This window comes from Treponema sp. R6D11 (assembly GCF_054786075.1).
Genome location: NZ_BDHD01000044.1, coordinates 1 through 13,468 on the forward strand (window position 1 = coordinate 1; position 13,468 = coordinate 13,468).

The following is a 13,468-nucleotide window of genomic DNA, read 5'->3' on the forward strand; positions in this document are numbered from 1 at the left end:
ATACTGCCTTCCGTGCGAATGATTTTTTTCATTATTGCCTTTGCAATAATGGTTTATAAACAATCTCGGCGTAATTAGCCGATTGAACTTGGAGAGTAAAAATGAAAGCTGTTATTTTTGGACTTGTATTTCTTGCCGCAGCGGTCTTTGCCGTATTGCCGCCGTCAGTGTTAGGTTATGGTCTTAACTGGGGAAATGATGTGCTGACCTTCCTGCGAGGCGGTCTTCCCGTCTTGGCGATATTAATTGGTATCATCGCTATTTTCATCGGCATTGCCGACATTAAAGATCGCGCCGAAGCCAAAAAAGAAGAAGCCGAAAACAAGTAGCGGATTAAGAGGGGAAAATTCGCCTGACCGTTTTTGAGTTTTCAAGCTCGATTGAGGTTTAAGAATTAAGAAATACTGTTCCTTTCAGTCCACCAGCCGCAAGTGTTTCAAGGCTGCGTGGTTTGCTCCCATTTGCTAAAATTGTGTGGATACCATAACTTAAAGCCAGTCTTGCGGCTTCAAATTTGGTGGCAATGCCGCCTGTTCCAAAATCATTTGTTGCTCCGATACTGATGTCTTTCTGTACTATCTCAAAGTTCCGCACTTCTTCTACAAGTACGGCGTCGTTATGTTCTTTTGGGTTTTTGTTGTACAATCCGTCAATATCGCTGAAAAGAATTAAAAGGTCGGCGCTCCACAAAATAGCAGACCTTGCGGCAAGAGTGTCATTGTCGCCGATTTTTATTTCTTCTACCGAGACGGTATCGTTTTCATTGATGATGGGAATGATGCCTTCGTCTACCAGAGTAAAGATGGTATTGCGCATATTCAGTGTTCTGATTGAATCGTCAAAATCTTCGCGGGTTAAAAGTATCTGCGCGATATGCAAGCCGTGTTGTTCAAACGCGCGTCTCCATTCTCCCATAAGCTCTACCTGACCTACAGCGCACAACGCCTGCCTGTAGTGAATGTCTTTTTTTCGCGCCCACTTGTCCATCGTGGAAAGTCCCGCTACCTGCGCGCCGGAAGAAACAATAACAATCTGCTTACCCTTTTTCATAAGATCCGCAGTCTGCTCCGCAAACTCGGTGAGAAACTGTGAATTAATTTTGCCGTTACTGCCCGCAAGCGTATTTGAGCCAATCTTGATAATTATTTTTCGCGCGTCAGCGATAAGTTTCTCAATCATTTTAACTCCGTATTTGTCCGCTACCGTTGATAAGATACTTTATCGTCGTAAGAGCTTCAAGCCCCATCGGTCCCCTAACGTGAAATTTTTGCGTGCTGATTCCAAGTTCCGCCCCAAAGCCGAATTGTCCGCCGTCCGTGAAACGTGTTGAAGCGTTGACATATACGCAAGCCGCGTCCACTCTTGAGCGGAACTCATTCGCAGACTTTAAATCGTTGGTGAGAATTGCGTCCGAATGTTTAGTCCCATACCTGTTGATATGGGCAATTGCCTCATCACGGGAGGAAACCGTCTTTACGGCGAGAATGTAATCAAGAAACTCTGTCGCCCAGTCTTCTTCAACGGCGTCTTTAAGAACAAGGGTGGAAGGCACAGTGCCTATAGCGGACTTTGCTTCTTTGTCGCAGCGCAGTTCGCATTTTCCCGCAAGCGCTGCCGCCATTTTCGGCATAAGGGCGGTAAGAGCGTCTTTGTGTACAAGTATCGTTTCCACGGCATTACACACGCCGGGTTTTTGCAGTTTTGCGTTGGCGATAATTTCTACCGCATTGTTCATGTCCGCGCTCGGCTCAACATAGATATGGCAGTTGCCCTCTCCAGTTTCAATGACAGGGATACGCGCGTTTTCTACAACTCTGCGGATTAATTCATGCCCCCCGCGAGGAAGAACCACGTCGATGTAACCACGTGCTTTCAGTATCTCGTCAATCTCGTCCCTGTTACCGGATTCCGCAAGGGCAACGGCGTCCGCTATTCCGCCGTCGCTTTTAAGCCCCGCTTTAATCGCCTTAACTATTGCCCTGTTGGATTCCAGCGCCGAAGAAGAGCCTCGTAAAAGTATTGAGCAGCCCGCTTTGTACGCAAGGGCGGCGCAATCCGCCGTAACATTGGGACGCGATTCGTAAATAATGGCGACAACGCCGAGGGGGACAGTAACTTTATCAATCTTCAATCCGTTAGGCAGAGTCCACCCCGTCTGCACTTTGCCAATCGGGTCTTCTTGTCTTATGACGATTTCGATCCCTTCGATAATGCCGTCTATCCGCTTGTCGTTAAGAAGCAGGCGGTCAACAAGAGCCTCTTTCATGCCGCCTTTCCTAGCTTGTTCCACATCGCGCGAGTTTGCTTGCAAAATGGCAGACCTGTCGCTGTCGATAGCGACGGCGGCGGCGGCAAGAGCCTTATCTTTGCTTGCGCGGTTCTGTTCCGCCAGCTTCGTTTGCGCCTGTTTGAGATAGGTAAAAATGGTAGTTAATGTGTCTGCCATAGATTAATTCGCCTTTTTTATTATACTGTAGCGGCTATTTTTTCCTCTACCAGTTCGCCGATTATTTGGGCAGGGGTTTGATGGGTTGCCAACGCACGGGTCATTATGTAGTCCGCCACTGTAGATTTGAGTATATTGAGCAATTCACGTTGTTGAATGAAAATATCAGGTTTGTTGAAATTGACCCTTGGAGTAGTACGGGTTAATTCCTCGTCAAGTGCGTCTGCTTCTTCTTCGGTCATATAAGCCATTTTTCCTCCTATGAAAGGTGAAGCATATCATGCGGTAAAAATCCTTTTCGGCATTTCATCGCATGAAATACATTTACATGTTCCTCATCAATGCGGTTATACATAACTTCGATGGGGTTACCTTGTGTATTAAAGCCTATGAGCAAATATTTGTTTTCATAGTCTTCCAAAAGACCATTACGAATAGGGTGCAAGAAAGCCCATTCAATGTCGGCTTTTGTAAGTCCATGCTTAAAAGCTGACTTATTATAGATAATACCCGCATCCATTAATAAAGCATAGTCTTTAGCGAGTTTTTCTGCAACTATCTATAAATTTTTAATTAAACCTCGATTTTGCAACGTTGCCATTCTTTTCTCTATATATTTACCATTTTTAAGTTGATCTTATTACCCCTGGTCTTACAAGCGCCGCATTCAACGCCCCACATCTGCATCCTTCGCTAATCGCTTCGCGAAAACTCGCTCCTCCTTCAAAAGCGGCAGCAAGCCCGGCGGTAAATGCGTCTCCGCAGCCGGTGGAATTTACCGCTTTTACGGGCTGGACTTCAATTTCAAAAAACTCATTCGCTCTTGCCGCAATAATCTTTCGGCTGCCATTGGTAAGGATAATGCCGCAGTTGTGTTTTTGCACTATGCCCAATACCGCAGATTTTATCCGTTCCTTTGCCACGTCATCTATCGTTATCAATTCGTTGTTCTTGATTAATTCAGGCGCAAAGTCGGCGGCAAATTCAAAAAGATTCGGCTTCACGATGTCCGGCTGGTATTTCAAACTTCCCGTTAAATCTTTTCCCTTTACGTCGAGGATAACTTTTGCTCCCTTCTCTTTCGCCCTTTGCGTCATGGCGGGAATCACGGCGTCGGAAAATCCCGCCGCTTTCGTGCCGGAAATTATTACCCAACTCAAGTCTGCGGTGTGAGTAAGAATATGCTCAAACTTTTCCAACAGCCGCCCCTCAGTTCCGGCGCTAACCGGTTCAGATTCTTCGATCAACTCCGTAACAGTATTGTCCGCGTCGGAGAGCAAAGTGTAACAAAAACGGATTTGACTTTCGCTCTCGACCCACTGCACGGAAAGCCCATCCTGTTCGCAGAGCGAAAGAAACAGCGGACGCAATTCGCCGCCAAGTTGAGTAAAATGTACCGCTTTTTTTCCAAGTTGGGTTAAAACACGGGCAACATTGACCCCCTTGCCGCTTGCGTCAAGGCGATGGACTCCAGTCCTGTTCACGGTACCGGGATATATTGAGGGAAAGCGAAGGGTTTTTTGCAGGGTGGGGTTAAGACAAACGGTTAGAAAGGACATACCGTATGTTAAGCGATAGTTGCGTTTTTGCCAATATATTTGCTAAAGAGCTTTTATAACAACCCGCCCTGAAACAGGGCGAGTTGTTTTAGGGAATAATAGCGGATAGTATTTAGCTTTCTCTACCTAATATCCACTACTCATTAATTGGAACGTGCAAGCCTGAAGCCGATGGTGGTGTTCCGGATAGTCGGGAAATAGCTGTTCCGACGCGCTGAACGTAACTCTGCGCTAGTTGCGCTGTCCCAACAGCCGCCGCGAGTTATCCTTGAATAGTCAGCCAGAATAGGTCCGTCAACGCAGGGATCATTGTCATAACGCCCAGCCGGGATTGTTAAATCATTTTTATTAAAGTCCCAGCACCTTTCCCACACGTTCCCGTGCATGTCATGCAGCCCCCACGCGTTTGCGGGCTTTAATCCCACCTCATGAACCTTACTTTCGCTGTTATCTCTATACCACCCTGTATCATCGGTAATCGTAGCTCCAGTGTTAAACGCCGTCGTTGTCTCCGCACGGCAGGCGTATTCCCATTCCGCTTCGGTCGGCAATCTGTACCCGTTTTTGGTTTTGTCCATTACCGCGGTGTCCCACGCGTCAGTTCTATATGTGGGAATGTCTCCCCAAGCCGAGGGATTGGTACTATCGCCAATGCTGTATACGGGATTTAATCCTTCCATAATGCTCAATTTGTTGCAGAACACAATAGCGTCATACAAGCCAACATTGTAAACAGGTAAATTATCCCCTTTCCCGGGTGTGGCAGTGGTTCGATCCTCGCCTGCGCCCATAACCGCAACCCACAGCGCCTGCGTTACCTCATACTTAGCCATTTTAAATGCGCTTAACGTTACCTCGTGTTGCGTTTCGAAGGAACCTCTGCCAGGTTCATTTCCAGGGCTGCCCATTGTAAATGATCCGGCTGGTATTGAGACCATTTCTATATTTAAACCGCTGCTGCCGCCACCGCCGCCGCCATCGTCGTCGTCATCCTCCTCGCATCCTGTCAAAGGCAGGGCTAAAAATACTATTACCGCAATAATTACGGCAACGCCGAACAGTTTGACTGTCTTTTTCATAAAAACTCCTTATAGTCTGATTTTGGCAATTTCCTGAATTACCTCAAAATATTGAAAGATAATGCATGAAACTTGCCGTTTAGTTTATAATACTAAACAATTGGTTTATTGTCAATGCCTAGAAAGCGTATATTATTGCTTTAATGGTTAGTGGTATGGTTTTATGGGAAAAATAAGACAAATTTTAGCTGACAATATGAGGAAATACCGCCAAAAACAGGGATTTTCACAGGTAAAACTAGCGGAAAAAGCCGATGTTACTGCCCAATATATTGCTATGATTGAAATGTGCAGTAAATTTCCCAAACCTGAAATGTTGGAACGTTTTGCAAAATCATTAGATATTGAACCCCATGAACTTTTTACAGTACCCCCAACTCCACAAGACGAATTGGAAAAGATAAGACAAGACATTAGACAAGATATAAAACAAGATTTTAAGCAAGATATTATTGGCGAAGTTGTGAAAACTATAAAGCAAACTTTATCTGATGAAGTGAAAAAGAAAATATAAACAGTGCAACCTGTTTAATATTTTAAAATATATGCCTATCGTGCCAAAGGAACGCCGCAAGTCCCCAAATTATTCTTGAAACACGGCTATTTTATTGTTATTATTTAAAAGTGAGGGTTTTCAAAAACACATGGTTTCATCGTTTTGCTAACAAGGAAGGCATAACAGACAGCGAGTTACTAGAAATAGTCGATAAACTTGAAGCAAAGCAAGCGGATGCAAATCTGGGTGGCGATGTATACAAAGTACGGGTTGCCAGACTAGGCGAAGGGAAATCGGGCGGACATCGTGTTATAGTATATTTCAAGAGCGAGTTTCGCACTCTTTTTGCGTATGGTTTTTCCAAATCCGACAGGGGTAACGTTGATCAAGGCGAATTACGGGCTTTTAAGATAAGGGCGAAAGATGTCTTTTCATTGACAGATGAACAGATAGAGAACAGAATAAAGAATGGAACATTAATTGAGATTTTTCAGGGGAGTTAAAATGAGCAAATATAAAAGCGAGATTTACGAAGCAATTCATCAGGACGCTACAGCCGATTACGAAGTAGGAGCAATTTCAGAAGCCAAAATGCGTGAATACGATAAAATGTGCCTTACCCCAGAAGCCTTACAAAAAAATACCACACAAGAAACCGTCAACATAGAACACGCTGATCTTGCAACTGCATAGCAAGCCAACTCTCTTCTCGACCTATTTTATCCTCTTATATGCCTTAATCTCCTGACGCAGCCTTGCGGCAAGTTCCGCCTTCGGGACACGAACCTGCTCCATGGAATCACGGAAGCGCAGGGTGACGGTGCCGTCTTCTTTGGATTGGTAATCCACGGTAACGCAGAAGGGAGTGCCTGCCTCATCTTGCCTGCGGTAACGCCTGCCAATCGCTCCCGCCTGATCGTAGTCGGTGGCGTAGTCTTCTTTCAGTTCCGCGCGAATGTCCTGCGCTAGTTCCGCAAGACCGTCTTTTTTCATCAATGGGAGAATGGCGACAGTAACCGGCGCAAGATCGGGGTGGAAGCGCAGGACCGTTCGCCAGTCGTCATCGTTGCCTTTTTCGGCGACTTGTTCCTCGTCGTATGCGTCGCAGAGAATCATCAGCAGATTGCGGGTAAGACCGGCGGAAGTTTCGATGATGTAGGGAATGTAACGCTCGTTGTTGTTGTCCTGATCGATGTACTGCATATCTTTGCCTGAGAATTCGGTATGCCGTTTCAGATCGTAATCGGTTCTGTTGTGTACGCCCTCAAGCTCACGCCAGCCCATCGGAAACAGGTACTCGATGTCGTAAGCGTCCTTCGCGTAGTGCGCAAGCTCGTCCGGTCCGTGCTGATGCCAGCGCAGATGATCCATCTTGACGCCGAGTTTTTCGTAATATGCCCAACGCTGTTTGCGCCATTCGGAAAACCATTCTTCGTCCGTGCCGGGTTTTACAAAATACTGCATCTCCATCTGCTCGAATTCGCAGGTGCGGAAAATAAAGTTCTTGGTTACTATTTCGTTGCGGAACGCCTTGCCGATTTGCGCGATGCCAAACGGGATTTTCATTCTGCTGGACTGAATTATGTTTTTATAATTGACATAAATGCCCTGGGCGGTTTCGGGACGAAGGTAAATGATGCTAGCCGTGTCCTCGGCGGGACCGATGTGGGTTTTGAACATCAGGTTGAACTTGCGGGTGTCGGTCAGTTCGCCGCCGCAGTCGGGGCATTTTTTCGCCGCAAGATTTTCCTGCGGGATTTGATCCGCCCGAAAACGCGATTTGCACTTTTTGCAATCGACCAGCGGGTCGGTAAAATTTTCAACGTGCCCCGACGCTTCCCATGTTCGGGGGTGCATCAGGATAGCCGCGTCCAGCCCCACGATATTGTCGTGGAGACGGGTCATTTCCTTCCACCACGCCCCCGCAATGCGGTTCTTCAGTTCAATGCCGAGCGGACCGTAATCCCACGCCCCGTTCTGCCCACCGTAAATTTCCGACGACTGATAAACAAACCCCCGCCGCTTCGCCAGCGACGTGATTTTCTCCATAGTCGCTTTTCCTTGGTATTCCTTTAATTCTGCCATACGGGTATTTTACATGAAAAATAAAAATTAGGGAATAAGGGATTTATGTAAGAAGACTTCACACAAAAGACACAAAGGGGGAGAAGGACACAAAGAAGAGGGAAAAGGGGGACGATGCGATAAATTGTGTAGAAAATTCCTATAATCATATACTTGATATTATTTATATCGAGGCAAAAATAGCGAAAAAATGATTAAAAAATATTCATTTATTTTTTTGAAGCATTTACAGTTTTCGCAAACTGTGCGGCGGTTCTGCCTGAACGTCCGTTATATAAAGCTTCCCAACGTGACGCTTCGTTTTTTATTTCTTCAGTAAATTGAATGTTTTCGAGCGATAAAATCCCTTCGATTATTTTATAATAATCATCACTTGTATTTGCCGTAACAAAGTTTATGCGAATTCCAAACCGCTCGGACAATGACAGCTTTTCGCTCATGGTGTCCCTAAAATGAATTTCATCGCCCTCACGGTCTTTCCAAGTTTCATTGATGAGGTGAAACCTGTTTGAAGTCGCATAAAATAAAATGTTTTCAGGCTGTGGCTCGATTCTTCCGTCTAAGATGACCTTTAAATTTTTATAACCGGTGTCGCCTGTTTCAAACGACAAATCATCCATAAAAATTATATATTTAAGGCGTTTGTTTTTTATGCAATTTACAAGTTGGGGCAATTCATCTAATTTATCCTTTGGTATTTCCACCAAACGCAACCCTTGATTATAAAATTTATTCAGAAGTGCTTTAATCATGGCGGATTTACCGCTGCCGCTTGAGCCGTATAACAGGGCGTTATTGGCAGGCAACCCACGCAAAAACAAAGCCGTGTTTTCGATGAGCGTTTCTTTTTGGGAGTCCAAACAAAAAAGACGTTCTAATGTAATCTCGTCAGGTCGCTTGATGCCCGTCATTTCACCTTGCCATCTGAATGCGATATATTTTGCGTTTTTCCCCGAACCAAATGCGGAATAGTGGGCGATTAAATTTTCCAGCATTTCCGCAGGACTGCCTGACGACACGACTTTTTTAAGTGAGTTCTGGTATTCTTCAAAAAATATTTTATGCTTTATTGAAGGAGTGTAATTTCCAAGCGTGTTATTCGATAATGTATCCCATAAAACGCTCAAATCTTCCAATGCGGCGGATTTCAAACAGTTTCCAATGTTATCGGTTTCTTCGCATACTTTAGATAAAATATTGTCATCTTCCAAAAGGGATACCGCCAAGTATTCCTTAAAAATATCATCTGTAACAGATTCGGTTTCCGCAAATTGAATTAAATTTTTAATGGATAAAGTTTCGCTGTCTAAATTAATGTTAAAAACTTTCATAATGTAATATAATAACAACAAATAGCCGCTTGTGTCTAATGGCGTACTAAGGAAACATCTAAACTTGCGTTTTGTGTTACACTCTGTTATATGGAAGATAGCGGCATATTAAAGCTGACCGGAGTTATTACCGATTTTTCAAAATGGGACGATACCATTCACTTGACCGCTGTAAAGTTTCACAGCCAATATAATGTATATCCTAATATTTTACTCGCTTCTGATTCCACCTACCGTAAAATTGATCTGTACGCGCAAATGCACCCGAACAGGATTGTTACCGATGGCGCAGACGGGAATATTGAAACCATAGAAACAAGCAACAAGCCGTACAACGGGTTAAACCTCTTTGTAACGGAAGACTACGAGCTTGAATGTTGTTTGGATTTTGATTTACAGGAAGGCTATTTTACGTTGATTTTTGATGAAGCGCCAGACTTTGACGGGGAACGAGTTGAAGAGCCGGAAGAGCGGGAGAATGTTTTTAGGTTTAGGAAGATTGCGTGAAGGGGCAGAATTTAACCTATCTTTTCTTTGATTTGTTTGTCTACAGTTTTTCCATCTTTATTTTTAACGGCAAGAAGGAACAAACCTTTTTTATCAGATTGTTTCTCCCATATTTCACCGATGAGAGCTTTTTCTTTTGTGTCTTGATTATCGGCTATATATGCGCCCTTGTATTCAATTACCAAAATGCGGTCGTCTTGTAGCTTGGCGATAAAGTCGGGATAAAAATAATCAATAGGCGTGGGCAGTTTGAATGAGGCGGACTGGCGGGCAATGTTACGAACCCAATACTTTACCTTAGGTTCCGCATCTATCATTTTTGCGCATTGAAATTCCTCTCCTTTTTCACCGCCGTCTATCGAAGAGATATTGCTATTGCCCAAAAAATTTTTGGTGAATTTGTATGATCCTTGATATGGGATCGATATATCGTACATACCTTTTTTGAATTCAAAGCCTGTATCAAAATCAAGAACTTTACGATATTCTCTTTGAAAAAGTTCAAATGATGTTGTACGGGCTTTTGCTCTTGCTTGAATTATTATAGCAAGGAGTTTATTCAACAGGGCGAATTTTGCAATCACTAAATTTGGCAAGGCTATCTTGCGGGTTTCTGTCAGGTACTCTATCACTTTGCCAAGCCATGTGACCATTTGAGATTGAGGAATATCGTCCTGTTTCAGGTTTCGGTCAAGCCAATATATTAAATTTACCGGCTGCCAAACATCAATATCAGCCATATAAGGCAACAACTGATCTTTGCCAACATGACTGTATGTTAATCGGTTGCCATTTATGTCTATTTGGAAACCTTCTCCTGGTTTTTCCTCAATGTTGAAATCAGCCTTTTCAAGTTTTGCAGAAGCGTATTTTCCTATGTCCCAATCAAAATGTTCAAATATGAGGTTAGGATCGGCAAATAAAAATTGTCCGTCTAACTCAACCATAAGACGTGGAACTTTGAAAGTCTCACCGTTATTAGCGGGGGAATTTTCTGTTTCTGTTTTTTTGAAATTGTTATACTTCCATTGTAAAGAAACGGCTTCGGTAGGTTGAATTTTATCGCAAACGGCTTTTATGTCGGCTTCGGTTGTTGTGGGAGTAAAGAACAGGGTATTGTTACTGTCCAATTCTACAGACGCAGGCAAGTCGTTTTTATCAATTTTTGTGTTAAGAATAAATGCGTTATAAGGCGTATTCCAGTTTGGGTCTAAGTCCGGGTTTGCCGGAGCTTCTTGTTGTATTGTTGATCTCGCTTCATCACTATCAAAACCTTTGTTTATTAACTTTTCTGTCAAAGCGCTTGCGGCTTCACCAAAATGGTGTGATACAACATAAGCATAAGCCTTATTAAGCGAAGGCATTTTACGGGTCTTTGCATAAGGCATACGCATAACGCGTCCCAATAATTGTTCTACCGATGTATCACTTTTAATATTTGCCAATGAACAGAGGACATACGCGAAACTGCAATCCCAGCCTTCTTTTAGGGCTTCAACGGTGATAATATACCTTGTTGGTTCATCGGTGTTAAAAAGGTTTACATCGTCAAGTTCTTTTTGTTCGCCCGTGGCTATTTTTATTTCTGTTTCGCTTATTTTGGCATTTTCAATAAGATAATTTTTTAAAACTTCTACCGTTACTTCTTTATCTTTGCTCTGTGCCTGAAACAACAGTATAGGGCGGATATAATCTTTTTCGTTTTCAGCGTCTTTTTGAAGGACGGCACGTCTGGCTATCGCTTCATCTACCGCTTGTTCCCAACGTGAATGTTCCACAAGGACAATCGGCAGTTTTATCATCTCTTCTTCTTTCAATTCAGAAGCTCGGACATTGTAGAGCGTGTTGTTGTCGGTCTGGGGCGTGGCGGTGAATTCAATAATGGCGGAAGGGTTTATTCTTTTCCATGTTTCCTGCGACAATTCCGTAACAACTTTATGGGCTTCATCGACTATCATTATTGGTCTGTGATAATACAACAGATTGGAAAAAGAATATTTGGGACGACCGCCATCATCCTTAATTTCCATTCCCATATATTTTACCGACGGCATTTTGACAAAATGATTTTCGAAATTTTCGTTATCTTTGTAAACATTGTATTTGCTGGTGTCTTCTTTAATAAAAGATTGTATGGTAGAAACGATGATACAGGCGTTATCCGCAATATCGGCGGGGCGGATATTAAATTTTTCGTCAAGGTCAAAAATCCGTACTTTCCCCTCAAATTGTTCGTTAAGTGCTTCCCTGTACGGATGGCGCGGATTTTTCAAGGCTTCCGCTGTTTGCCTACGGATTGTATCAGAAGGAACAAACCAGAGGGCAAGCGGATATTCTTTGTCGCACCATGTTTGGGCAACAATTTTTATAGCATTGGCGGCTATGATTGTTTTTCCTCCACCCGTGGGAACTTTTATACATACTCGCGGAGTATTGGGTATCGCTTTCCACGCGGTATAGGTGTTTTTTAGATTGACAAGACGAACCGCAATTTCGCTGTCGGAAGTGATATGCTTAAAGGCTTCTTCATGACCGATAATACGGCAACTCTCAAAATATTTTTTAAGAACATCTAATGAATTTAGCTGATAGTTTTTGAGTTTCATTTTACCACACCTTAATATCATAGGGAGTTTGTTTGAATATGATATTGTTAGAATTGAGGCTCACATAGGTAAGACGTGTTGCCTCGCCGTATATTACAAGTTGGTTATATTCCAATTCGGCCTTGTTCTTTTTAGCTGCGGCGTCTATGTCGTTCATTATGTGATTTAATGTTTTATGAGTCAGGACATTGCCGCCGTTAACGCTTTTATCTCCTAAAATACCGTTATACAATAAGGCATACGCCGTACCTTCATGGATTCCTAAAAACGCGGAATTCTTTTTACGTTTAGTCATTGGCTTTTTGGTTTCGGTAAAATAAATATGAGCGGCGAGATTTTCAAAAGATATGTCTTCTTTTATTTGTCTGTCTTTGTCAAACACGGTATCGCCTAATTTGAAGAAACGAAAACCGCCGCCGCCTTTCCAATTAAGTGCTTTTGATATGCCTCCCTGTTCGCCGTCAATAACTTTTTTTAAGCGAACAACACAATGAGTTCTTGCCTGTTCCCCCATTTCAATGCCAATGTAGCGTCTCCCCATTTTATGCGCAACTGCGGCAGTCGTGCCGGAACCGAGAAAGCTGTCGAGGACGAGATCGCCGGGTTGTGTTGAAATTTGTATAATCTTCATTATCAAGTTTTCAGGTTTTGGAGTTGCAAATGCTTGGATATCTCCAAAAAGCTCTTCAATCTCCTTTTTCCCTTCTGTGGATGTACCATTAGTTAGAATTAATGAAGACGTATTAGTTTCTCTTTCTTCGTTCTCAAAAATTTTAACAGCAGGAACTGCGTCTAGATTTTTCCCCCAATATATTCTATTGTCAGTGTCAAGTTTTTCAAATTCTTCTCTTGGAACATCAAATTGACGAGTAAATTCTTTACCGCTGGGCGAAATTACAGTGTAAAAATTTTTGTGGCTAGGATTAGATGCATCCTCATGTCTTGATATACTTCCGGCTTTATAGTTTCCACGTGGATCATTATCAGGATTGGGATATGAATTCTCCCATACTGGTTTCTCAAAAGATTTATTTAATTTTCTTTCTCCTTTGAATGCGACGATGATATATTCATGGTCTTTTCTAAATGTAGTTGTGTTTTTCATTTTTCCATCTCGACCAGCACCACTTTTTCTCCATATCAAACAGTCTGTTTTTCCTCTTCCAAAAATTTCATCTATTAATACTTTTAAATAAGCATATTCTGTATCATCTATTTGTACGAAAATAACTCCTTCTTTGGAGAGAAAATCCCGCAAAAGTTCCAGCCGAGGGTACATCATAGAAAGCCAGATCGTATGTTCCAAATTATCATCATAATGTTCAAAAGCAGAACCAGTATTGTAAGGAGGGTCAATAT

The 13,468-nt window shown here is 42.9% G+C and carries 15 protein-coding genes; 5 read left to right on the plus strand and 10 right to left on the minus strand.

Features of this window, described 5'->3' with window-relative positions; all coding sequences use genetic code 11:
* The first annotated feature begins 101 nt into the window (after positions 1-101).
* Positions 102-329 (plus strand): hypothetical protein, encoded by a 228-nt coding sequence (locus ACYVTD_RS05970; protein WP_461246873.1) that lies wholly within the window; start codon positions 102-104, stop codon positions 327-329.
* A 58-nt stretch (positions 330-387) separates the two neighbouring features.
* Here the strand turns inward: ACYVTD_RS05970 and proB are convergent, their stop codons facing one another.
* From proB to ACYVTD_RS06000, 6 genes are all read right to left on the minus strand, one after another.
* On the minus strand, positions 388-1,179 hold the full coding sequence (gene proB, locus ACYVTD_RS05975) for a glutamate 5-kinase (protein ID WP_461246874.1): 792 nt from the start codon (positions 1,177-1,179) through the stop codon (positions 388-390).
* A gap of 1 nt (position 1,180) precedes the next feature.
* The gene (locus tag ACYVTD_RS05980; protein ID WP_461246875.1) at positions 1,181-2,446 is read right to left on the minus strand and encodes a glutamate-5-semialdehyde dehydrogenase; all 1,266 of its coding nucleotides are present in this window, start codon (positions 2,444-2,446) and stop codon (positions 1,181-1,183) included.
* Positions 2,447-2,466: 20 nt separating this feature from the next.
* Positions 2,467-2,697: a hypothetical protein gene (locus ACYVTD_RS05985; protein ID WP_461246876.1), complete on the minus strand. Its 231-nt coding sequence runs from the start codon at positions 2,695-2,697 to the stop codon at positions 2,467-2,469.
* A gap of 8 nt (positions 2,698-2,705) precedes the next feature.
* The gene (locus tag ACYVTD_RS05990; protein ID WP_461246877.1) at positions 2,706-2,966 is read right to left on the minus strand and encodes a hypothetical protein; all 261 of its coding nucleotides are present in this window, start codon (positions 2,964-2,966) and stop codon (positions 2,706-2,708) included.
* A 106-nt stretch (positions 2,967-3,072) separates the two neighbouring features.
* Positions 3,073-3,930, minus strand: a complete 858-nt coding sequence (locus tag ACYVTD_RS05995) for a 1-phosphofructokinase family hexose kinase (protein ID WP_461246878.1) — start codon at positions 3,928-3,930, stop codon at positions 3,073-3,075.
* A 218-nt stretch (positions 3,931-4,148) separates the two neighbouring features.
* Entirely contained in the window at positions 4,149-5,084 is a 936-nt protein-coding gene (locus ACYVTD_RS06000) for a formylglycine-generating enzyme family protein (protein WP_461246879.1), read from the minus strand.
* Positions 5,085-5,247: 163 nt separating this feature from the next.
* Here ACYVTD_RS06000 and ACYVTD_RS06005 point away from each other — a divergent pair, with 163 nt between their 5' ends.
* From ACYVTD_RS06005 to ACYVTD_RS06015, 3 genes are all read left to right on the plus strand, one after another.
* Positions 5,248-5,598, plus strand: coding sequence for a helix-turn-helix domain-containing protein (locus tag ACYVTD_RS06005; RefSeq protein ID WP_461246880.1), 351 nt, complete (start codon positions 5,248-5,250; stop codon positions 5,596-5,598).
* A gap of 110 nt (positions 5,599-5,708) precedes the next feature.
* The gene (locus tag ACYVTD_RS06010) at positions 5,709-6,083 is read left to right on the plus strand and encodes a type II toxin-antitoxin system RelE/ParE family toxin (RefSeq protein ID WP_461246881.1); all 375 of its coding nucleotides are present in this window, start codon (positions 5,709-5,711) and stop codon (positions 6,081-6,083) included.
* Between the two features lies 1 nt (position 6,084).
* Positions 6,085-6,273 carry a hypothetical protein gene (locus tag ACYVTD_RS06015; protein ID WP_461246882.1) on the plus strand — a complete coding sequence of 63 codons (189 nt, stop codon included), beginning with the start codon at positions 6,085-6,087 and terminating at the stop codon, positions 6,271-6,273.
* A 21-nt stretch (positions 6,274-6,294) separates the two neighbouring features.
* Here the strand turns inward: ACYVTD_RS06015 and ACYVTD_RS06020 are convergent, their stop codons facing one another.
* Both ACYVTD_RS06020 and ACYVTD_RS06025 read right to left on the minus strand, forming a co-directional pair.
* On the minus strand, positions 6,295-7,665 hold the full coding sequence (locus ACYVTD_RS06020) for a glycine--tRNA ligase (RefSeq protein ID WP_461246883.1): 1,371 nt from the start codon (positions 7,663-7,665) through the stop codon (positions 6,295-6,297).
* 209 nt (positions 7,666-7,874) lie between these two features.
* Entirely contained in the window at positions 7,875-8,996 is a 1,122-nt protein-coding gene (locus ACYVTD_RS06025) for an ATP-binding protein (protein ID WP_461246884.1), read from the minus strand.
* Between the two features lie 90 nt (positions 8,997-9,086).
* Here ACYVTD_RS06025 and ACYVTD_RS06030 point away from each other — a divergent pair, with 90 nt between their 5' ends.
* Positions 9,087-9,503, plus strand: a complete 417-nt coding sequence (locus ACYVTD_RS06030) for a hypothetical protein (RefSeq protein ID WP_461246885.1) — start codon at positions 9,087-9,089, stop codon at positions 9,501-9,503.
* An 11-nt stretch (positions 9,504-9,514) separates the two neighbouring features.
* Here the strand turns inward: ACYVTD_RS06030 and ACYVTD_RS06035 are convergent, their stop codons facing one another.
* Positions 9,515-12,109 (minus strand): DEAD/DEAH box helicase, encoded by a 2,595-nt coding sequence (locus tag ACYVTD_RS06035; RefSeq protein ID WP_461246886.1) that lies wholly within the window; start codon positions 12,107-12,109, stop codon positions 9,515-9,517.
* Between the two features lies 1 nt (position 12,110).
* Positions 12,111-13,468 (minus strand): site-specific DNA-methyltransferase (locus ACYVTD_RS06040; RefSeq protein ID WP_461246887.1); only part of this gene is annotated, 1,358 nt, incomplete at its 5' end.

Coding starts and splice junctions, on each gene's coding strand:
- ACYVTD_RS05970 (WP_461246873.1), top strand. CDS start 102: ATGAAAGCTGTTATTTTTGGACTTGTATTTCTTGCCGCAGCGGTCTTT.
- proB (WP_461246874.1), bottom strand. CDS start 1,179: ATGATTGAGAAACTTATCGCTGACGCGCGAAAAATAATTATCAAGATT.
- ACYVTD_RS05980 (WP_461246875.1), bottom strand. CDS start 2,446: ATGGCAGACACATTAACTACCATTTTTACCTATCTCAAACAGGCGCAA.
- ACYVTD_RS05985 (WP_461246876.1), bottom strand. CDS start 2,697: ATGGCTTATATGACCGAAGAAGAAGCAGACGCACTTGACGAGGAATTA.
- ACYVTD_RS05990 (WP_461246877.1), bottom strand. CDS start 2,966: ATGGATGCGGGTATTATCTATAATAAGTCAGCTTTTAAGCATGGACTT.
- ACYVTD_RS06000 (WP_461246879.1), bottom strand. CDS start 5,084: ATGAAAAAGACAGTCAAACTGTTCGGCGTTGCCGTAATTATTGCGGTA.
- ACYVTD_RS06005 (WP_461246880.1), top strand. CDS start 5,248: ATGGGAAAAATAAGACAAATTTTAGCTGACAATATGAGGAAATACCGC.
- ACYVTD_RS06015 (WP_461246882.1), top strand. CDS start 6,085: ATGAGCAAATATAAAAGCGAGATTTACGAAGCAATTCATCAGGACGCT.
- ACYVTD_RS06020 (WP_461246883.1), bottom strand. CDS start 7,665: ATGGCAGAATTAAAGGAATACCAAGGAAAAGCGACTATGGAGAAAATC.
- ACYVTD_RS06025 (WP_461246884.1), bottom strand. CDS start 8,996: ATGAAAGTTTTTAACATTAATTTAGACAGCGAAACTTTATCCATTAAA.
- ACYVTD_RS06030 (WP_461246885.1), top strand. CDS start 9,087: ATGGAAGATAGCGGCATATTAAAGCTGACCGGAGTTATTACCGATTTT.
- ACYVTD_RS06035 (WP_461246886.1), bottom strand. CDS start 12,109: ATGAAACTCAAAAACTATCAGCTAAATTCATTAGATGTTCTTAAAAAA.